Source organism: Rhodococcus sp. HNM0569 (genome assembly GCF_012726205.1).
Taxonomy (GTDB): domain Bacteria; phylum Actinomycetota; class Actinomycetes; order Mycobacteriales; family Mycobacteriaceae; genus Rhodococcus_F.
The window spans coordinates 28219-47937 of sequence record NZ_JAASAE010000012.1 but is presented as its reverse complement, the minus strand read 5'-3'; the positions used below and the strand labels follow the sequence as shown (position 1 = coordinate 47937).

18 protein-coding genes are annotated in these 19719 nt (G+C 68.9%); 4 read left to right on the top strand and 14 right to left on the bottom strand.

Annotated features, from left to right (window positions below; all coding sequences use genetic code 11):
* Positions 1-5 precede the first annotated feature (5 nt).
* Positions 6-665: a helix-turn-helix domain-containing protein gene (locus tag HCA44_RS15930; protein WP_169650121.1), complete on the bottom strand. Its 660-nt coding sequence runs from the start codon at positions 663-665 to the stop codon at positions 6-8.
* Between the two features lie 238 nt (positions 666-903).
* Here HCA44_RS15930 and HCA44_RS15925 point away from each other — a divergent pair, with 238 nt between their 5' ends.
* Positions 904-3063: an ABC transporter permease gene (locus HCA44_RS15925; protein ID WP_206038238.1), complete on the top strand. Its 2160-nt coding sequence runs from the start codon at positions 904-906 to the stop codon at positions 3061-3063.
* Between the two features lie 94 nt (positions 3064-3157).
* Here HCA44_RS15925 and HCA44_RS15920 read toward each other — a convergent pair whose 3' ends face one another.
* Positions 3158-3544 carry a hypothetical protein gene (locus HCA44_RS15920; protein WP_169650119.1) on the bottom strand — a complete coding sequence of 129 codons (387 nt, stop codon included), beginning with the start codon at positions 3542-3544 and terminating at the stop codon, positions 3158-3160.
* Positions 3545-3645: 101 nt separating this feature from the next.
* Between HCA44_RS15920 and HCA44_RS15915 the strand changes: the two genes are divergently transcribed.
* Genes HCA44_RS15915 through arsB form a run of 3 tightly spaced genes read left to right on the top strand, consistent with a single transcriptional unit; the run spans position 3646 to position 6086 of the window.
* The gene (locus HCA44_RS15915; protein ID WP_169650117.1) at positions 3646-4194 is read left to right on the top strand and encodes a TetR/AcrR family transcriptional regulator; all 549 of its coding nucleotides are present in this window, start codon (positions 3646-3648) and stop codon (positions 4192-4194) included.
* Positions 4195-4239: 45 nt separating this feature from the next.
* Positions 4240-4596, top strand: coding sequence for a metalloregulator ArsR/SmtB family transcription factor (locus tag HCA44_RS15910; protein ID WP_206038236.1), 357 nt, complete (start codon positions 4240-4242; stop codon positions 4594-4596).
* Positions 4593-6086, top strand: coding sequence for an ACR3 family arsenite efflux transporter (arsB, locus tag HCA44_RS15905; RefSeq protein WP_346764750.1), 1494 nt, complete (start codon positions 4593-4595; stop codon positions 6084-6086). The genes HCA44_RS15910 and arsB overlap by 4 nt, the downstream gene beginning before the upstream one ends.
* Positions 6087-6108: 22 nt before the next feature.
* Here the strand turns inward: arsB and HCA44_RS15900 are convergent, their stop codons facing one another.
* From HCA44_RS15900 to HCA44_RS15845, 12 genes are all read right to left on the bottom strand, one after another.
* The gene (locus HCA44_RS15900) at positions 6109-6831 is read right to left on the bottom strand and encodes an ABC transporter ATP-binding protein (RefSeq protein ID WP_169650113.1); all 723 of its coding nucleotides are present in this window, start codon (positions 6829-6831) and stop codon (positions 6109-6111) included.
* The gene (locus tag HCA44_RS15895) at positions 6807-7697 is read right to left on the bottom strand and encodes an ABC transporter permease (RefSeq protein WP_169650112.1); all 891 of its coding nucleotides are present in this window, start codon (positions 7695-7697) and stop codon (positions 6807-6809) included. The genes HCA44_RS15900 and HCA44_RS15895 overlap by 25 nt, the downstream gene beginning before the upstream one ends.
* A 22-nt stretch (positions 7698-7719) precedes the next feature.
* Complete coding sequence (locus HCA44_RS15890) at positions 7720-9084, bottom strand: LLM class flavin-dependent oxidoreductase (protein WP_169650110.1); 1365 nt, start codon at positions 9082-9084, stop codon at positions 7720-7722.
* Positions 9085-9098: 14 nt separating this feature from the next.
* A complete protein-coding gene (locus HCA44_RS15885; protein WP_346764749.1) occupies positions 9099-10007 on the bottom strand; it encodes an ABC transporter substrate-binding protein in 909 nt (302 codons plus the stop codon).
* A gap of 273 nt (positions 10008-10280) precedes the next feature.
* A complete protein-coding gene (locus HCA44_RS15880) occupies positions 10281-11096 on the bottom strand; it encodes an inositol monophosphatase family protein (protein WP_169650106.1) in 816 nt (271 codons plus the stop codon).
* Between the two features lie 10 nt (positions 11097-11106).
* Positions 11107-12798: a phosphonate ABC transporter, permease protein PhnE gene (phnE, locus tag HCA44_RS15875; protein WP_346764748.1), complete on the bottom strand. Its 1692-nt coding sequence runs from the start codon at positions 12796-12798 to the stop codon at positions 11107-11109.
* Positions 12795-13589, bottom strand: a complete 795-nt coding sequence (gene phnC, locus HCA44_RS15870) for a phosphonate ABC transporter ATP-binding protein (protein ID WP_346764756.1) — start codon at positions 13587-13589, stop codon at positions 12795-12797. The genes phnE and phnC overlap by 4 nt, the downstream gene beginning before the upstream one ends.
* A 68-nt stretch (positions 13590-13657) precedes the next feature.
* Entirely contained in the window at positions 13658-14599 is a 942-nt protein-coding gene (locus HCA44_RS15865) for a phosphate/phosphite/phosphonate ABC transporter substrate-binding protein (protein WP_169650105.1), read from the bottom strand.
* A 154-nt stretch (positions 14600-14753) separates the two neighbouring features.
* Positions 14754-16013, bottom strand: a complete 1260-nt coding sequence (locus tag HCA44_RS15860) for an alpha-D-ribose 1-methylphosphonate 5-triphosphate diphosphatase (protein ID WP_169650103.1) — start codon at positions 16011-16013, stop codon at positions 14754-14756.
* A complete protein-coding gene (locus HCA44_RS15855; RefSeq protein ID WP_169650101.1) occupies positions 16010-16744 on the bottom strand; it encodes an ATP-binding cassette domain-containing protein in 735 nt (244 codons plus the stop codon). Before HCA44_RS15855 ends, HCA44_RS15860 begins: the two co-directional genes overlap by 4 nt.
* 21 nt (positions 16745-16765) lie before the next feature.
* Positions 16766-18616 carry an alpha-D-ribose 1-methylphosphonate 5-phosphate C-P-lyase PhnJ gene (locus HCA44_RS15850; protein ID WP_169650099.1) on the bottom strand — a complete coding sequence of 617 codons (1851 nt, stop codon included), beginning with the start codon at positions 18614-18616 and terminating at the stop codon, positions 16766-16768.
* Positions 18616-19719: a carbon-phosphorus lyase complex subunit PhnI gene (locus HCA44_RS15845; RefSeq protein WP_169650097.1), complete on the bottom strand. Its 1104-nt coding sequence runs from the start codon at positions 19717-19719 to the stop codon at positions 18616-18618. Before HCA44_RS15845 ends, HCA44_RS15850 begins: the two co-directional genes overlap by 1 nt.

Sequence of the window (19719 nt, the reverse complement as noted above, 5' to 3'; positions counted from 1 at the left end):
GGGGCTCAGAAGATGAAGGCGCGCGAGTCGACCGTGTGGAAGTCGGAAGGATGCGTGACGGCGGCCGACAGCATGCCCGCCGCGGCGTCGGTGAGGAAGTAGCCGACTGCGGTCCAGTCGGGTTCGAACACGCCTTCCGCGATGCCGGCCTCGTACTCGGCGCACACGTCGGTGATCATCGAGCCGAGCAGGCGGCCGCGGCCGACCAGTGTGTTGCGGGGGATGTGTTCGGTGAACGTGCCGATGCGGCCTGCGAGCTGTTCGGCGAGCGGATCGGCCGCCTCCGATCCGAGGATGGCCTCGGCGGACGGCGTGTTGCGGAGCTGGCGTAGGAATCGTGCGCGCCAGCTGGGCACCGGCAGCGACGCGAACGTCTCGGTACCCGGCAGGATGAGGGTGCCGAGCAGGTCGGCGAAGGTCGGTTCGTCCGGCAACAGGGCCGCGCGTTCGGCGCGACGCTCGCGCGTACCCGCGGTGTGCCGGGCGACCATCGCGCGCAGCAGGCCGTCGCGGCTGCCGAAGTGGTAGCCGACGGCCGAGTGGTTCGCATTGCCCGCGTGCTCGGCGATGCGGCGGTTGGACACCGAGTCGATGCCGTGGGTGGCGAACAGTTCCTCGGCGGCGTCGAGCAGCGCTTCGCGGGCGCGGTCACCGTGCTTCGCCATCGTCGATCCTTCGTTGCGCGTTTTGTCCGAATCATCTTAATCCGCCCGAGTTTTCGACGGCGACCCACACCGTTGCACGGCGGTGAGACGAATACCACTGACTCGATACGTTGCCCATTCTAAGTCAAGTGGCGTAATTTTGTGAGGTGCCGTAGTCGACGACGACCGGTACGCGGGGCCGCGTTCTTCTCAGTCCGGTGACCCAGCACATCGACCGTTCCCAACCCAGGAGATGCCTGTGGCCGAATCACGTCTCGGCGACCCCGACGTGCACGAAGACCCCGATTCGCACGAGCCGGCCCCAGATACCGACGACACGAACACCGACGACGCAGCCGCCGCGGAAGCGGCACGCGCGCGCAAGGAACAGATCGGGCGGTACGTCTTCGCGTTCCTGTTCCCGTTCCTCATGGTCGTGATGATGGTCAGCGGCTACCTCGGGTCGATGCACGCCCCGTCGCCGCACGACATGCCGATCGCCGTGGCGGGCTCGACAGCGCAGGACGTCGCGTCGGCACTCGAGTCGGCCGACGCCTCCGCCGTCGACGTGCGGGTCGTCGCCGACGACGCCGAGGCACGGCAGCTCGTCGAGGACCGCGAGGTCGCGGGCGCGGTCTCCGTCTCGGCAGACGGCGCGAGCGCGTCGGTCTACACCGCGGGCGCCGCGGGCGCGTCGCAAGGACAGTCCGTCGCGACGCTGGTCACGCCGACCCTCGTCGGCCAGGGCCTCGACGTGCACGCCGAAGACCTCGTGCCGCTGCCGTCACACGACATGGCGGGCCTGTCGGCGATGTTCATGATGACGGGCCTGCTGCTCGCGGGGTACATGCCGCTGAGCATCGCGCTCTCGAACGCACCCGAACTGCTGCGTCTGCGCCGGTTCGTCCCGATCCTGGCCGGCTGGTCGGCCGTCGTCAGCGGGCTCGTGTGGCTCATCGCGGGCCCGATCCTCGGTGGCATCGAGGGCCACACCGCCGAGGTGCTCGGCGTCGCGTGGCTCGCGGTGTTCGCGGTCGGCATGGTGCAGCTGTTCTTCACCCGCATCCTCGGCCCGCTCGCGGTGCTGCTCGGCTTGCTGCTGATCATGGTGCTCGGTGTCCCGGCGTCGAACATGGGCATGTCGATCTACACCGTCCCGGCCTTCTTCCGGACGCTGTACGAATTCCTGCCCGCTCCGGCGGTCGGCGAGTCGCTGCGCTCGGTGCTGTACTTCGGCGGCGACGGCGCGGGCAAGCATCTGCTCGTCCTCGCGATCGGCGCGGTCGTCGCGATCCTGCTGACGATGGGTATCGACGCGCTCAAGCGCAAGCGGAACCCGGATGCAGGCGACCCCGCGATGACGATGCCGTCGCTCACGGGCGGCAGCACGCCGCCGAGCACGCCGGTTCGCTACGCGATCCTCGCGGCGTTCCCGCTGGCGATGGTGGCGCTCATGGCGAGCCTCATGACGTCCGGTATGTACAAGCCGATGCCGCACGACGTCCCGGTCACCGTGGTGGCCGCCGACGCGGCGCAGGCCGAACAGGCCGCGGCCGGGCTCGGCGAGAGCATGACCGGCATGTTCGAGTTCACGCCGTCGACGTCTGTCGACGACGCACGCGCCGCGGTCGAGGACCGCTCGGCCGTCGCGGCATACGTGCTGCCGTCGGCGCAGACGCCGCACGCCGAACTGATCACGGCCGGTGCGGGCGGCATGGGCCAGCAGCAGCTGGTGGCCCGCACGTTCGAGCAGGTTGCCGGTCAGCAGGGCTTCCCGATGGAGACGACCGACGTCGTGCCGCTCGATTCCGAGGACACGATGGGCACGGTGTCGATGTACCTGGCGATCGGCTGGATCATGGCCGGCTTCCTGCTCGCGATGGTGCTCACCAACGCGGCACCCGACCTCGCCCGGCTGCGCAAGTACCTGCCGATCGCCGCGATCTGGTCGGTCGTGATGTCGGCCGTCGTGTGGCTCATCGCCGGCCCGATCATCGGCGCCGTCAGCGGCCACTTCCTTCCGCTGTGGGGGATCGGTGCGCTCGCGATCTTCGCGATCTCGCTGTTCAGCTCGGTGCTCGTGCGGATGATCGGCATCATCTCGGTCATCCCGATCGTCACCCTGTTCATGTTCCTCGGCGTGCCCGCCTCGGGTGGCGGCGTGTCGGTGTACATGGTCCCGGGTCTGTTCCGCTGGTTGCACGACGTGCTGCCGCTGCCCGCCGCTGTCGAGTCCGCTCGCTCGATCCTCTACTTCGGGGGAACCGGCGTCGGCTCGCACGCCCTGACGCTCGCGATCTGGGGTGTCGTGGGACTCGTTGCGCTCGTCGCGTACGAGGCGATCACCGGGCGGCGCAAGCCCGAACCGGAAGACCTGGTCGCCGAGACCGACGAACGCGAGCTCGAGCCGGCGCGGTAATCCCGCACTGCTCGCGCATCCCGACGCCCCCTGTCGCACTGCGGTGGGGGGCGTCGGTGTGTGTGTGTACGGCCGTCGTGTCGGATGCGACGATCTACGAGCTCGTTTCAGCGCCGCGGTAGCGCGCGAGATAGCGCACCACGTCATGGCGATCGACGGCGGGTTTCATCGGGTCGACACTCATGCGCGGCTCGTCCGGGCCGGCCGGGTGACGGATCAGGTGCCTGCGCAGGAGGAAGCAGCCGAAGCCCGCGGCGTACAGCACGACAGTCGCGACCGCGAGCGGAATGCCGACCTCGATGCCGCTCGCGAGCATCGCAACCGAGATGCCGAGGCATGCGAAACCGAACAGCATCAGCACGTAGCCGGTGAACGGCAGCGGGAACCTTCGCCAACGGCTCGTGGTCGCCTGGACCGTGCCGCGCTGTGCAGCAGTCCCCGCGCTCGACGCGCCGGGCCTGTCCGTGGCCGCTCGTGTCATCTCCTGCTCCTTTCGTCTCGGGTTCACACCCATTGCGCTACGCTACGTGTAGCGTAGCGCTACGGTTAGTGTAGCGCCGAAGGCTGTGGTTGTATTCCCCTGTGGCCGACGCTCGACGAACCCCCGCTGACGACCGGATAGCCGCCGCCGCACTGCACCTGCTGCGCGCCCACGGCGCGCGCGCCGTCACAATCGAGGCCGTCGCCGCCGAGTCCGGGGTCGCGAAGACAACGATCTACCGACGCTTCCGCAATCGCCACGAGTTGCTCGCTGCAGCACTGGCACCGCTCACCCGCCAGCAGCCTCCTGCACCCGATTCGAGCGATCGTGAGCGGGCAACGTGGATCGTCCGCAGCGCGGTCGCGGCCATCGACGACGGCATCGGCCCCGGCGGCTTCGCGTCGCTCCTGATCGACGAAGACCCGGAGTTCAGCGCCCTGTTCCGCAGAATCCTCACTGCACACCGCGGCCGAATCGTCGATGCACTGTTCGCGGCCGGTCACGACATCGACCGCGGCCTCGCCGACACCGTGATCGACGCGGTGGTGGGCGGCTACATCTCCGAGCTCGCGCGCGCGAGCACCGTCGGGCCCGGATGGGAAGAGCGGATGCTGCGCGTACTCACCACCGCCCTGCCCAGCGGCGTCTGAAACGGAACTTTTGACGATTGCTTCGATGGTTGTCAATATCGAGACATGTCGAATCAACCACTGGGGGCCGGACGCGCCGCCGACCTCGCGCGCATGTTCAAGGCGCTCGGCGACCCGGTACGGCTGCGCATGGTGAGCCTGATCGCGAGCCACCAGGGCGGCGAAAGCTGCGTGTGCGACATCAGCCCCGCATTCGACCTGTCGCAACCGACCATCTCGCATCACCTCAAGGTGCTGCGCGAGTGCGGACTGCTGGAGTGCGAACGCCGCGGCACGTGGGTGTACTACCGCGTCGTGCCGTCGGCGCTCGACCAGTTGGCCGCCGTGCTGGACACCGAGCCGAACGGGGTGCCCGGCTCCGTATGCGCGCTCGAGGGTCCAGGCGTGGAGGCACTGTCGTGACGACTCGTGCCGCAGACCGTGCGGTGGTGGGCAAGCTCTCGACGCTCGACCGTTTCCTGCCGGTGTGGATCGGCGTCGCGATGGCGGCCGGACTGCTGCTGGGCCGCTTGATTCCGGGCCTCGGCGACGCGCTGAGCGTCGTCGAGATCGACGGCATCTCGCTGCCGATCGCGCTCGGACTGCTGATCATGATGTACCCGGTGCTGGCGAAGGTGCGCTACGACCGGCTCGGCTCCGTCACCGGCGACCGCCGGATGCTCGTGTCGTCGTTGCTTCTCAACTGGATTCTCGGCCCCGCGTTGATGTTCGCGCTCGCGTGGCTGCTGCTCCCGGACCTCCCCGAGTACCGCACCGGCCTGATCATCGTGGGTCTCGCGCGCTGCATCGCGATGGTCGTGATCTGGAACGATCTCGCGTGCGGCGACCGCGAGGCGGCGGCCGTGCTCGTGGCGATCAATTCGGTATTCCAGGTCGTGATGTTCGCGGTGCTCGGATGGTTCTACCTGTCGGTGCTGCCGGGCTGGCTGGGACTCGAACAGACCACCCTCGACGTCTCGCCGTGGCAGATCGCGAAATCCGTCCTGATCTTCCTGGGCATCCCCCTCGTGGCCGGCTTCCTGACGCGGCGTCTCGGCGAAAAGTGGCGTGGCCGTGCGTGGTACGAGGACACATTCGTGCCGCGGATCGGGCCGTGGGCACTGTACGGCCTCCTGTTCACCATCGTGGTGCTGTTCGCCCTGCAGGGCGAACAGATCACGTCGCACCCGGTCGACGTCGTCCGTATCGCGCTGCCCCTGCTCGCGTACTTCGCGATCATGTGGGGCGGCGGATACCTGGTCGGGGCGGCGATCGGGCTCGGCTACGAGCGCACCACGACCCTCGCATTCACCGCGGCGGGCAACAACTTCGAACTCGCGATCGCCGTCGCGATCGCCACCTTCGGCGTCACCTCCGGTCAGGCGCTGGCCGGTGTCGTCGGTCCGTTGATCGAGGTCCCGGTGCTCGTCGCCCTCGTGTACGTCTCACTTGCCTTGCGACGACGCTTCTCCCGCACCGATTCCGGGACCGCCGACGACGCGCGGCGCCCGTCGGTCCTGTTCGTGTGCGTGCACAACGCGGGCCGGTCCCAGATGGCCGCCGGTTTCCTCGCCTCGCTCGCAGGCGACGCGATCGAGGTCCGCTCGGCGGGCAGCGCTCCCGCCGAGCACGTCAATCCGGCTGCGGTACAGGCGATGGCCGAGGTCGGCATCGACATCTCCACCGCGAACCCGAAGATCCTCACCGCCGATGCCGTCGAGAAGTCGGACGTCGTGATCACGATGGGCTGCGGCGACGCGTGCCCCGTCTTCCCGGGTGTGAGCTACCGCGACTGGGCCCTCGACGATCCGGCAGGCAAGGGCGTCGACGCGGTGCGGCCGATCCGCGACGAGATCAGGCAGCGGGTCGAGGCGCTGATCGACGAGCTCGCACCGGTCGCGTCGCGCCGGTGATCGACCGTCGGTGACCCGCGGGTCAGGCCGCGCGCTCGACGCCGAGCGCCGCGAGAAGGAGACGGCGGTACTCCGCTGTTTCGACAACGCGCTCGGCGCGAGGATGGGGCAGGTCGATCTGCAACTCGACAGCGAGTACCCCATGGTCGAGAACCAACACCCGGTCGGCTAATGCGATCGCCTCGTCGACGTCGTGAGTGACCAGCAGAACCGCCGGCCGATGGACTGCACACAACTCTTGAAGCAGCGCGTGCATGCGCAGCTTGGTCAGCGCGTCGAGAGCACCGAACGGTTCGTCCGCCAATAGGAGATCGGGTTCGCGCACCAACGACCGAGCGAGGGAAACGCGTTGCTGTTCGCCGCCGGAAAGCTCGTTGGGCCATGCTTTTTCGCGTCCAGCAAGCCCCACTTCCGCCAGCGCGGCAGCGGCGCGCTCCTTCGCGTCGGAACCGCCGAGGCCGAGAACGACATTGTCGAGCACTCGTGCCCACGGAAGCAGGCGCGAGTCCTGGAACACCACCGCACGACGCTTCGGCACCTCGATCGTCCCCGAACCCGGAACACCGTGATCGAGTTCTGCGAGCGCCCGCAGCAGCGTGCTTTTTCCGGAGCCGCTACGTCCCAGCAGGGCAACGAACTCACCGGCACGGATCTCGAGATCGATGTTGCGGAGGACCGCACGGCCGTCGAATCCACGGCTGAGGTTCGACGTACGAACGGTCAGCTCCCGATCGTCTTGCGCCATGCGAGCGCTCTCCTTTCTGCCGAACGGACCAGCAGATCGCTGCCGAATCCGAGAACCGCATACACGACGAGGCCGACGATGATGATGTCGGTGAGTCCGTAGTTGCGTGCTTGGAACATCAGGTAGCCGATGCCGCTCGTCGCGTTGACCTGCTCGACGACGACGAGGGCCAGCCATGCGACCGTTACGGCCATGCGCAACCCGGTGAAAAATCCCGGAAGCGCGCCGGGCAGAGCAACTTTCCGCACGAACTGCCCACGAGACAGATCCAGCGTTTCCGCCAGTTCGACGTAACGCGCGTCGATGCTGCGCAACGCAGCATGAGTGTTGATGTAGATCGGCACGAACACCGACAGCGCGATGAGAAGAATCTTCATCTCTTCGCCGATTCCGAACCACAGAATGGCCAGCGGCATGAGCGCCAACGTCGGAATCGACCGCTTGATCTGCACCGGTCCGTCGACCAACGCCTCGCCGATCCGCGAGAGACCCGAGATCAAGGCGAGCACGACACCGAAGACGACTCCGAGAACACCGCCGATCAACGCCCGCTCGACAGATGTCAGCAGGTTGCTCTGCAGCCGACCGTCGTCGATCAGCTCCCAGGCGGTCGTCACGACGGTCCACGGTGCGGAGAGAGTCTTCGGGTCGAGCTGGCCGGACGCCGAGGCGGCAACCCACAGTCCCAGGAGCAGCAGGGGCCCGATCGCGAGCCCGAATCGGATCGGCCGCCCCGGGGCAAGTCGGCTGCGGGCACTGCGCGGCCGGAGCTCGGGGTCCGGATCGCGAGCGACTGTCTGGTCGGGCTCGCCGTCGCCTGCGAGTCCGCTGCCGAAACGCCGCGCGTCGACGGCGGGCGTGCTCATCAGCTGTCCTCTCGTTGCGCGGTCATGCTGTACCAGCCGTGACGAATTCACGTGAGTACTGGCTGTCGGGCCGTGGCAGTCCGTAGTGGTCGCGCAATGTAGTGCCCGAGTACTCCTCGCGGAACAGGCCGCGCTCCTGCAGGATCGGGACGACGCCGGTGACGAACGCCTCGAGGCCCTGCGGGTACTGCGGCGGCATGATGTTGAACCCGTCGGCAGCGCCGTGGGTGAACCACTCCTCGATGATGTCGGCAATCTGTACCGGGGTGCCGGCGACCACGTTGTGCCCGCGGGCACCGGCGAGCTTGTGCAGCAACTGACGAAGCGTCGGCCGCTCACGCTCGACGATCTTGGCGAACACCAGGCGTCGACTGGGATTGTTGTCGGTGATGTCACCGGATCCTGCGAACAGTTCGACCGGCACCGTGTCGTCGAGCTCGAGTCCCGAGACGTCGATGCGGCCCATCTTCGCGAGTTGACCGAGGCCGTACTCGACGATCGTCAGCTCGTTGAACTGCCGCTGGAGATCGCGCGCCTCACTTTCGGTGCGGCCGATGAAGGGGCTCAAGCCGGGAAGAACCTTGAGATGGGCCGCGTCTCGCCCGAACTCGCCGGCACGGCGCTTGATATCGCTGTAGAAGGCCTGGGCGTCGGATACCTGTTGGTGGGCCGTGAAAATTGCCTCCGCGTAGCGAGCCGCGAAATCACGACCGTCGTTGGACGAGCCCGCCTGCACCAGAACAGGCCGCCCCTGGGGCGATCGCGCCGAGTTGAACGGGCCCCTGACACTGACGTATTCGCCTTCGACGTCGATCCGGTGGATCTTGTCGGGGTCGGCATACACGCCCGCTCGCTTGTCGACGACGACCGCGTCGTCCTCCCACGAGTCCCACAGCTTCACCGTTGCTTCGACGAACTCGCGCGCACGCGCGTATCGCTCGGCGACGTCGGGATGATCGCGAAGACCGAAGTTCGCGGCCGCGGCATCGGTGGCCGTGGTCACGATGTTCCAGGCTGCACGCCCGCCCGAGATGTGGTCGAGCGAGGAGAACAGCCGCGCGAGGTTGTACGGCTCGTAGTAGGTCGTGGACGCGGTGGCGATGAGTCCGAGGTGACTGGTCGCCGTGGCCATCGCGACGAGAGTCGTGATCGGTTCGAGCCCGTAGTCGGGCCGGTAGCGGACCTCCGTGCGGAGAGCCGGCCCGTCGGCGAAGAAGACGGCGTCGAGCTTCGCGGCTTCCGCGGTGCGCGCCAGATCCTGGAAGTATCGGACGTCGTAGATGCGTTCCGGAGTGCTGTCCGGATGCCGCCACGACGCTTCGTGATGGCCTGTCGGATAGATGAATGCGTTGAGATTGAGCTGTCGCTTCTTCGTGTCCACTGTCATGTCGTCCGCTCGATTCAGTCTCGGGAGTGACGGGCGCCGGATTCGGCCACCGCGGCGGTGACCACCTCGTCGAACCGCAGGTCGTATGCATCGGACGCCTCGACGGGCCGGGGAAGCTCACCGGCGTCGTCGATGACGTCGATGGTGTGCTGCTGGACGGCTACGAGGTCCTCGTCCAGGTGCGGAAAACTCGTCGTCCCGCTTGCGGCGAGAATGCGTTCGCCGTCTGCGACCGTCAGTCCCTGGCTCGCCACGAAGTAGGCGTCGATCCACTCGTCACGGTGGTCGTTGGCCCAATCCACCGCTTCGACGTACGCCGACACGTACGCGCGGATTGCGGCTGCGGTTGCGGGATCGGAGAGCGCGCGCTTGGTCGAATAGAGGTAGGAGAGGCCCTCGCTGAGGTCGGCGATCTCGCCGAACGGAAGCGCGGTGGCTCCTGGGGTCTGCATGTACCGCGAGAACACGGGCTCGCTCATCGGCGCGGCGTCGATCTGATCGGAGCGCAGTGCGTCCGGAAAGTCCGGCAGCGCCATCGGAGTGAGCACGACATCGTCTACGGTCAGCCCGGCCTTGTCGAGCGCACGCAGTACGAACGCCTGCTGCGACGTGCCCTCGGCGTAGCCGATCCGCTGGCCGCGCAGATCATCCAGTGTGGTGATGTGAGCGCCTGGGGCGACCCCGAGGTTGAGGCTGTTGTCGGTCTGCAACGCTGCGACGACCTGGACGTCGTCGCCGGCGACCAACGATTGCACCGCCATGATCTCGCCTGCCCAGGCTACGTCCACGGCGTCGGCCCGAAAGGCCTCGAGAATCGCGGGAGCCCCTTGAAAGGTGGCGAACTCGTGCTCGAACGGGAGCGAGGCAAGCCGACCGGATGCCTCGAGTGCAACCTGTTGACGCTCGCCTTGGTCCGCGATCACCAGCTTGGTGCCCGCGGGTATCTGGGATGGGAGAGGGCCGTCCAGGGCGAGACCATCAGCCGTAGACGAGGTGCTACATGCGGCGGCCGCCCCGAGCGACAGAGCTAGTGCCACTGCACATCCGGCACGAAACAGGCGACCCATGCGAATCCTTCATCTTCGGTGAGCTGTACGAACGGCCCACGGTTCGGACCGCGGGCCGATCAGCATCCTCGAAGAGAAATCGGACATTTGCCAGCTTTTGCATCTGCCTGATCGCAATAGGGACAGCCCTCATTCGCCGCGCACGAGCGCGCGCAACTCCTCGCCGAGTTCGGGGGTGGCCGCGACGATCGTGCTCCATCTGCGGGTGAGGTCGGTGTCGAATGCGATGGGCCGGTCGAATGCGTCGAGAACCACGCCTCCGGATGCTCCGACGAGGACGACGGCCGCCGCGACGTCCATCAGCCGGTGCGTGTCACTGCCGGCGTCGAGGAAGGCGTCGACGGCGCCGGTCGCGACGAACGCCGAGTCGAGGGTGCTGCAGCTGAGGATGCGGATCCGCTGTGCAGCGCGGGTCACTCGCGTCCACGCGTCCCAGTTGCGCTCGTGCGGGCGAAGGACGGACACCGCCGCGTCGCCGACCGTGCGGCACCCGCTCGTGCGATAGGCCGAGCCGGCTCGCGACGCCCACCACGACTGACCGGTGTGCAGCCACGTCGTCATCGCCTCGGTGAACTCGCCGTCCACGACGACCGCGGCGCTGAAGCACGACAGCGGCACACCCGCGGCGGCGTTCGCCGAGCCGTCGACGGGATCGACGACGAGCGACACCGCCGAACCGACGTCGACCCAGCCGCGCTCTTCGGACAGCACGTTGACGCCGAGCGCCGTCGCGGCGGCGACGATCGCGTCCTCGACGACGACGTCGACGAACATGGTGTCGGTGCCGTCGGCGCCGACCTTCTCGACTGCCCGGAGCCGCGCACGCGGATACCGGGCGACTGCGTCCCGATACGCGTCGAGCGCGGCGGTCGACGCCGCGGTCAGGGCGGCATGTGCGACGTCCACCTGCTCGGTGTCGCGGTCGGTGAGAAACGATCCGGTCACGAGAGTCCTTTCACGCAAGTACTTTTCTGATCCACAGCGCAACGGCTTCGACGGCCACGACGACCGCGAAGATCATCGCGACGATCGTGGTGACGACGTCGAACTGCAGTACGCGGGTGGCGTTGAGCAGGTAGAAGCCGATGCCACCCGCACCGACGACGCCGAGCAGAGTCGCCGAACGAATGTTGACGTCGAGCTGGTAGAACACGTGCGCGATCAGCGCGGGTGCGCTCTGCCGAAGCGTCGCCGCGACGAATACCTGACCGCGGCGCGCGCCCGACGCGGCGACGGCGTCCTGCACGCGCACGTCGGTCTCCTCGAGCGAGTCGGCGACGAGCTTGCCGGTGAGCCCGACCGCGCCCACCGCGAGCGCGAGGGCACCCGCCGTCGCGCCGAGCCCGGTGACGACGATGAACACGATCGCCACGACGAGATCGGGGATGCCGCGTACGCATACGATGAACACGCGTGCGGCGGTCGCGATGGCCGGCGAGGGCGACACAGTGCGCGCTGCGAGGCAGCCGACGGGAATCGCGAGGACAATTCCGAGAAGTGTTGCAGCGAGCGCGATCTGTACGGTGACGATCAGTTCGGCGACGAGCTCGCCCCACATCCCGCCCGTGCCGGGCGGCACGAACAGTCCGGCGGTGGCGGGTAGATCGCGCAGTCCGGCGGCGGCGCGGCCGAAGTCGACGTCCACGTACACGAGGGCCGCGGCGAGCACGGTGATGCCGCCCGCCGCGTACAGGGTGCGGCGGATGCGGGCGGCGCTCCACGGCGGGCTGACCCGGAACCTGCCGTCGGCCAGGCGCACGGCCGCCGGCCGCGGAGCGCGAGGCGCACGCACCCACGCGAGCCCGCTGCGTGTGCGACCGAGCAGCCGGGTGCGGGCAGCGCCCGACACGAGTTCGACGGCGATGCACAGCACGACGACGAGAAGCGCGAGCGCCATGCCACGCGAGTAGTCGAGTGTGCGCATCGCGACCGAGAGTTCCATGCCGATGCCCGCGACGCCGACGTAGCCGAGTACGACGGACGTCCGCAGGTTGATGTCGAAGCGATGCAGCGCGGTCGCCACGAACGACGGCATCGCCTGGGGCACCACGGCTCCGGTGATCTGCTGCCACCAGGTTGCGCCCGCCGCACGAAGGGCGTCGCGAGGTCCGGCGCCGGTGTCCTCGATCGCGTCGGCATAGAGCTTGCCGACCATTCCGACGGAGTGGATACCGAGCGCGAGGATACCGGCGAGGGCGCCGAGACCGAACATGCGCAGGAATGCGATCGCCAGTACGAGATCCGGTACGGCGCGGGCGATCACGATCAGCGCACGTGCACCCCACCGGGCGCTGGGCGACGGCGTCGTGTTACGTGCCGCAAGCAGTGCGACGGCGAAGCTCAGCACGACCGACAGCGCGGTGGCACACACGACGATCGCGAGCGTCTGGCCGGTCATCCGCGCGATGTCGCCGACCGGCGGGAAGTCGAGCGGGAACACCCGGGACAGGAACGCAGCCGCATTGTCGGCGCTGTCGACGAGGGATGCGACGTTGATGCGCAGATCGACGATCGACCACACTGCGGCCGCGGCGAAGGCGACGAGGATTGCGGCGACCCCCAGCGCGGCAGGCCGGGGCGCTGGGACGGTCCGCTCGGGCGGACCGGCGTGCCTGGGTCCGGGCTCGAGCAGGGCCCCGCGTGTCACACGAGCTCCGGCGCGGCGACGTCCTGGTAGATGCGCATCGTCTCGGCCCGGTCGATGGTCGGCACCGGGCGGTCGAGTACGACGCGACCCGAGCGCAGACCTACGAGGCGGTGCCCGAACGAGAGCGCGAGTTCGACCTGGTGCAGGCTGCACAGAACAGTCAGGTCGTCCTCCCGGGCAACGCGGGTGAGCAGGTCCATCACCTGCGCAGACGATTCCGGATCGAGCGATGCGACCGGTTCGTCGGCGAGCAGGATGCGGGGACGCTGCAGGAGTGCACGGGCGACGGCCACCCGCTGTTGCTGTCCGCCCGACAAGGTGTCGGCACGCTGAAATGCGATGTGCGCGAGACCGACCCGGTCGAGCTGTTCCATGGCCCGTGCGCGCACGGTGCGCGGGTAGGTTGCGAGCCCGAAACGCGGGCCGCGGAGCGCGCCGAGCGCACCCGTGCACACGTTCTCGAGCGCGCTCGCGCTCGGCACCAGATGGAACTGCTGGAACACGAACCCCACGTCGCGCCGCAGCGCGCGCAACGCGCGGCCACGTGCGTGTGCGACGTCGGTGCCGAGCACGGTCACCGTGCCGGAGGTCGGGACGTGCAGGCCGTCGAGCATGCGCAGCAGCGTCGACTTACCCGATCCCGAGAGCCCCAACAGTGCGACGACCTCGCCCGGGTAGATGTCGAGGTCGACGGCGTCGAGCGCCCGGGTGCCGCCGAACTGTTTCGTCACGCCGCGCAGGTGCACCGACGGCTCGGGCACGTGATGGGCATGGTGTCCCCCTGCGTGGATGTCCGACCCTGCGTGGATGTCCGACCCTGCGCGGTCGTGCGAGGCTGCGTGCGCGAGGCCACGCGGGGTCACTGACACGAGTCTGCCTTCGTCACGTCGCACACCTTCCGCACGCCGTCGAAGTCGGCGTCTTCGACTGCGACATAGCCGTACTTCGAATCCTCCGGTAGCGCACATGATTCCGCGTTCGCACAGTATCCGGCGTCGACGAGAGAGGGGATCGTGAGTTTCGTTCGCAGAATCTCGGTGAGCCGTTCCTGCAGTTCCGGCGACAGCGACGAGCTGACGGTGAGGGGGCTGCCCGCGATTTCCTCGGACTTCCAGATCACCTCGACGTCCCCGGGTGTCAGCTGGCCCTTCTGCGGCAGGCTCACGTCGACCATCGAGTCGTACGCGAAGCCCGCGTCGCATTGCCCGCTCGCGACCGCGAGAGCGGACGCGTCGTGCCCGCCCGCGAACACGGGGGTGATGTCCGTCTTCGGGTCGATGCCGGCCTCCGTCAGCCCCGCCGTGGGGTAGAGGTAGCCGGACGTCGACGAGGGGTCGACGAAGCACACCGTCTTGCCGCGCATGTCGGCGAGTGACGCGATGCCCGAGCCGGGCTTGGTGATCGCGTACGACCGATACCCGGGTTGCTCACCTTCGGCATCGACGGGCGCGGCCACCGGGACCGTCCCGACGCCGGAGTCTTTCGCTGTGACATACGAAAACGGCCCGTAGGCAGCGATCTGTACCTTGCCCGCCCGCTGTGCTTCGATGACGCCCGCATAGTCGGATGCGTTGAAGAACTCGACCTTCTTGCCGGTCTCCTTCTCGATGACGTCGGTGACGACGCCGAATTCCTGTTGCAGGCTTGTCGATTCCTCGGACGGGATCGATGCGAACACGAGCGTCTCCGGATCGCCCGAGTTCTCCGCGGCACTCTGGCCGCATCCCGACACGGCGAGTATGCCCGCACAGCCGAGTGCAGCGAGCGCCACTGCGCGGTGGCGGCGAATGATGCTGGACATGAACGGTCTCGTTCCTCTGTTGAGTGGGCCCGCGTGTCCGCCGGGCCTGCTGGTGGATGTTCTCCCCGGGAGGAAGGATCGCGATTGCAGACGAATTGGCCGGCAATCGCGTATGAACACAGAGCGAACGTGCGGCGACGATGCGTACCTCCGGTCATCTGCTTCCGTCGCGTAAAACTGCCCGCACAACAGGCATTTCGCGCTCGTACGTCACGAGCGTGAGGTCCGCACGCAGCCCTTCGGCGAGTGTGCCGCGATCGGTGAGGCCGACGGCGGCAGCGGCCCCCGAGGTGACGAGCGCCGCGGCCCGAGGCAGCGGGACCGCGCCCCGCGCCGCGAGCGTGAACACCGCGCCGAGCAGCGACGACGGGAGATAGTCGGAGGCGAGCGCCGTCACCAGTCCCTCCGCCGCGAGCTCGGCGGCGGACACATTGCCCGAGTGCGACCCGCCGCGGAGCACATTGGGCGCGCCCATGACGACCGACATGTCCCGAGCACGTGCCGCGCGGGCGGCGTCGAGGGTCGTGGGGAACTCGGCGACGTGCCCGCCGCGGGCCGCCAGATCGGCGATTTCGGCGGACGACTCGGGGTCGTGTCCGAACACGCGCGCGAGGCCGTGCACGGCGCGGTCGGCGAGCCAGCCCATCGCGTCGTCGCGCACCGCGAGGTTCGCTTCGCGGGTGCGCACGATGGTGTCGACGTGTTCGCGCGCCTGGTCGGCGGTGAGGCCGTGGAGGCCCGCGACGTGGCGCTCGTAGTACGTGCGGTCGGCGTACTGGCCGATGCCGGGGGTGTGGTCCTCGTGGGACACGGCGGCCGGCGTTTCCGGCGTGACGTCGCCTGCCCCGACGGCGGCCGCGAGATGTTCGCGCAGTGCGTCGAGGCCGGCCCTGGAACGGACGTCGAGCCGGTGCAGGATCCGATGATCGACCATGCATACGTTCGTATTGTTACCGTTTTCGCAGGTGGTCGGCCTGCTCCATTCCGCGACAGCTCCGCACAACTCCCGCGCCGCGCCGACACTGCGCCCCGTCGCCACCGCCTCGCGGTCGGAGAACGACGCGCCGTGGAAGACCGTCGTGATGCCTGCGGCGCGCAACTTGCCCTCGAACGACATGACGCCGAACAGCCACGGCAGCTCGGCGCCCGGCCGAGGCATGCGTTCCTTCTCGAGCCCGTCGGAGTGCACGTCCACGAGCCCGGGCAGGCAGAACGCACCGGCGCCGTCGACGTCGAATCGCCCACGTCCGGTGTCGACGGCGGCAATCAGGCCGTCGCGCACCACGACGCGGGCGTCGTCGAGCACCCGGTCCGGCAGCACGGCCCGCACATTGCCCAGCACGTAGTCGTTCGGCGGCTCGCCGAGCGACCACGCCGCGCCCGGTGCGACCGTCGCTGCGGTGTCCACGCTCACGCCGCCACCTCCAACACGTCCGACGGGGCACCCTCGGCCGCGATCCGTCCGTCGGCGAACACCAACACACGCGACGCGAGGCGGCAGATCGCGTCGAGATCGTGGAACACCGCGAGCACCGCGACGCCCCGCGCCGACAGCGACGCGATCAGCTCGAGCGCCCGCTCGCGGTTGTCCGGGTCGAGTGCCGACACCGGCTCGTCGAGCAGCAACAGTCGCGGCGGCGCGACGGTGCCTGCCGCGATGTTGACCCGCTGGCGCTCCCCACCGGACAGGACGCTGCAGTCCACGTCCCACAGCGCCTCGTCGAGCGCGAGACGGCGCAGCGAGTCGGCCGCCGCGTCGCGTGCCGCGTCGCCGCTCAGCCCGCGCCTGCGCGCGGCCGCGGCGACCACCTCCCACGGGCCGGTGCGCGGCGGGGCCGACAGGAACTGCGCCACGTAGCCGAGTTCGCGCCCGCGCACACGGGCCATCTCGCGGTCTGCGAGCCCCGTGAGCTCCAGGGTGCCGTCCGGTGTCGTGAGCTGGATCGATCCCGAGTCCGGCAGGTAGCTGCGATGGATGCAGCGCAGCAGGCTCGACTTACCGGCACCCGACGGCCCGGCGAGCGCGACATGTTCGCCGGCGCGGACGTCGACGTCGACCCCGCGCAACGACGTGACGGTGCGACCGTCGATCGTGTGGAGCGTGAACTGCTTGCGCAGATCACGCACGGCCAGAATGTGATTCATGGTGGCTCCTGACTGCTGGGATCAACGACGGGCGGCCGCGACGAGCCGCTGCGTGTAGGGATGGTGCGGATCCTGGAACAACTGGTCGGTGAGCCCCGTCTCGACGACGCGCCCGACGTTCATCACGAGCGAGCGGTCGGTGAGCGCTTCGATCACCGCGAAGTCGTGACTGACGACGACGGCCGCCGTGTCACGTTCGGCGAGCAGGGTACGGAGCAGATCGAGTACGCCCGCCGCGACGGACGCGTCGAGGCCGGTGGTCGGTTCGTCGAGCAGCAGCACGCCCGGGTCGGTCGCGAGCGCCTTGGCGATCTGCACGCGCTGGCGCATACCGCCCGAGAACGTCCGCACCGGGTCGTCCATGCGGTCGAGCGGTACCTCGACCTGTTCGAGCAACCATGCTGCGCGGTCGCGGATCTCGTGATAGTTGCGCCACCCCGCGGCAGTCAGCCGCTCCGCGATGTTTCCGCCCGCCGACACCGGCATCGTGAGGCCGTCGGCCGGGTTCTGGTGCACGAGGCCGATCGTGTCGATGCGCAGCGCACGACGCGACGCGTCGTCGAGTCCGAACACATCGCGCTGCCCGGCGTCGACCCCGGCGAGGTACATCGCGCCGGTCGTGGCACGTTCCTCGCCGACGAGGCAGCGCAGCACGGTGGACTTGCCCGAGCCGGATTCGCCGATCACCCCGAGTGCTTCGCCCGGCGCGACGTCGAAGTCGACGTCCCAGGCCGCGACGACCGCGCCGGTGAGCGGGCTGATCGCAGTGCCCGCGGCCGGCCCCGTGCCCACGACGGCACGCTCGTCGCCGGGGCCGTGGATCTTGCCGAGGCCACGGGCGGCGAGTGTCCACCCGTCGGCCACCACCGGGACCGAGCGGGTACCCGGATCGCGGCGCTCGCGCACGTCCGCGACGGTGACGCGGACCCGGGCGGACGGATCGGGCAGGAACCGCAGCGGGGCACACGCGTGGTGCCGCGTCAGATCCGCGTCCCCGTCCCGCACGCGGGTGCACCACTCGACGTCGCTGCACGCGAGCGCACCGCCCGATGCTTCGACAAGAAAGGTGTCTGCGGAACCGCAACGCACACAGCACTGTCCCGATACTCCTTCGACCTCGAACGGCACGTCGTCGAAGGTCAGCGGCGCGACGTCGGTGTGCGGGGGCACCGCGAAGATGCGCTTCTCCCGGCCCGCCCCGAACAGGGTCAGGTTCGCCGCGCCGTGCAACCGCGGGACGTCCCAGCGCGGAATCGGCGTGGTGACCATGACGTACCGGCCGTCGACGAGCACCGGGTACCCGGTCGTCTTGGTGACGACACCGTTGCGCACGAGATCCTCGTACAGGCTCACCCACATCATCGAGTAGTCGGCCTCGGCGTGCATCCGGGCGCACTCGCGCACCGACTTCTCCACGCCCCGAAGTGGTTCGGCCACCGGAACCTGGAGCACGAGAGTCTGGCCGTCGGCCAGCGGCTCCTCCGGGATGCGGTGGCGGCTCTGCACGACGGTGCACTCGCGGGTGTCCTGCGTCTGCTCGCTCCCCTCGCTGTCGACGATCAGCCGGCGCAGGTTGGTCGCGTTGACGCCGTCGTCGTCGCCCTGATCGATGACCTTGACGGCGTCGTCCGCCCCCAACAGGCCGAGCGTCACCTGCAGCCCGCCCGAGCCCCACCCGCGGGCCACGGGCATCTCGCGGGATCCGAACGGCACCTGGTACCCCGGCACGCACACGGCGGCGAGTGTCGCGCGCCGGATCTCACGCTTCGAGCCCTCGTCGAGTATTCCGCGGGCGTCGCGTGTGTGGGCGGCGACAATGTCTGCGGTCGTGCGGTTTTCCGCTGCAGCGATCGTGTGCGCGGGGGCGGTCATCAGCAGGTCCTTCCGAGAGATTCGTCGACGCGCGGCGGGGCGTCGCCCGCACTGCGGACGGCGCGTTTGCGGTCGATCATCGAGCGGAATGTCACGTAGTGCGGAAGCTTGAGGTGTTCGAGGAAGCCGCACGAGTCGAGACCGTCGGTGGTCAGCAGCAGTACCTGTTCGAGACCGTCGCGATCACCGAATCTGCGGCACGCGATGTCGAGATTCGCCATCGCGATCGCCTTGCGTTCGTTGTGTCCGAAGCACAACCCGTATCCGACGTCGAAGCGGCCGCGGTCCTCGTCGGGCCCGTCGAGGTCTTCGATCGCCTCGCACTCGGTCACCCGGACCTCTCCGACCTCGACGGCGGTTCCGGTGTGCGGGTGGCACACTCGCAGCGGCACCCGGCCGTGCCGGACCTCACCGAGTGTCACCTCGTGGATGTTGCCGTCGGTGCCGCGGATCGACCGGTACCACGTGCCGATCAGCGCACCCGTCTCGGCACGCGCCATGCTCGCGAGGACCGCCGACCGGGGTGCGGGCGGTCGCGCCGGATGGCGGGTGAGGTCGAACGGCACCGGCTCGGCGGCGTCACTGCCGGGCCGGCTGTCGACGAGAAGGTCCATGTCGCGCAGCAGTTCCGAGAACCGTCGCGGGTGCCGCTCCGATTCGGTGCGCTCGACAGGTGGCGCCGTGGGCGGTGGTGGCGCAGGCGTGTCGGTGCGGTCGAGCATGCGCCCGGTGTAGTCGCTCGTGCGGCCGAGCAACTGCGGCCCGTCCGGCGTGCGGTGCGCCGGCACGACACGGCGCAGCACGACCATGTCGTCGGGGTCGACCGGCTCGCTCACCGCGAGCCGCGGGAGGGTCGACTGGTGTGCGCGGACGAGGTGCGTCGCCTCGATCACGTCGCCTTCCGCCTGGCGCAGCGCATCGGCCGCGGTCTCTTCGTGATAGAGGCTTCCTTCACCCATCACGCGATCGACGGCGAGGCGCATCCGTCCGGTGACCTGTTCGGTCGTGATCGGCGGCGCGGGGTCGTGCTCGCGGGCACCGCGCACCAGCGCCTCTGCGGCGAGGATCGCGTCGAGCCCCCCACGTGCTCCCGAATACCCCAT

What these genes read in the sequence shown, in the direction of transcription:
- HCA44_RS15930 (WP_169650121.1), bottom strand. Translation starts at nt 665, where the DNA reads ATGGCGAAGCACGGTGACCGCGCCCGCGAAGCGCTGCTCGACGCCGCC.
- HCA44_RS15845 (WP_169650097.1), bottom strand. Translation starts at nt 19,719, where the DNA reads ATGGGGTATTCGGGAGCACGTGGGGGGCTCGACGCGATCCTCGCCGCA.
- HCA44_RS15855 (WP_169650101.1), bottom strand. Translation starts at nt 16,744, where the DNA reads ATGAATCACATTCTGGCCGTGCGTGATCTGCGCAAGCAGTTCACGCTC.
- HCA44_RS15895 (WP_169650112.1), bottom strand. Translation starts at nt 7,697, where the DNA reads ATGAGCACGCCCGCCGTCGACGCGCGGCGTTTCGGCAGCGGACTCGCA.
- HCA44_RS15850 (WP_169650099.1), bottom strand. Translation starts at nt 18,616, where the DNA reads ATGACCGCCCCCGCGCACACGATCGCTGCAGCGGAAAACCGCACGACC.
- HCA44_RS15910 (WP_206038236.1), top strand. Translation starts at nt 4,240, where the DNA reads ATGTCGAATCAACCACTGGGGGCCGGACGCGCCGCCGACCTCGCGCGC.
- HCA44_RS15890 (WP_169650110.1), bottom strand. Translation starts at nt 9,084, where the DNA reads ATGACAGTGGACACGAAGAAGCGACAGCTCAATCTCAACGCATTCATC.
- HCA44_RS15865 (WP_169650105.1), bottom strand. Translation starts at nt 14,599, where the DNA reads ATGTCCAGCATCATTCGCCGCCACCGCGCAGTGGCGCTCGCTGCACTC.
- HCA44_RS15920 (WP_169650119.1), bottom strand. Translation starts at nt 3,544, where the DNA reads ATGACACGAGCGGCCACGGACAGGCCCGGCGCGTCGAGCGCGGGGACT.
- HCA44_RS15900 (WP_169650113.1), bottom strand. Translation starts at nt 6,831, where the DNA reads ATGGCGCAAGACGATCGGGAGCTGACCGTTCGTACGTCGAACCTCAGC.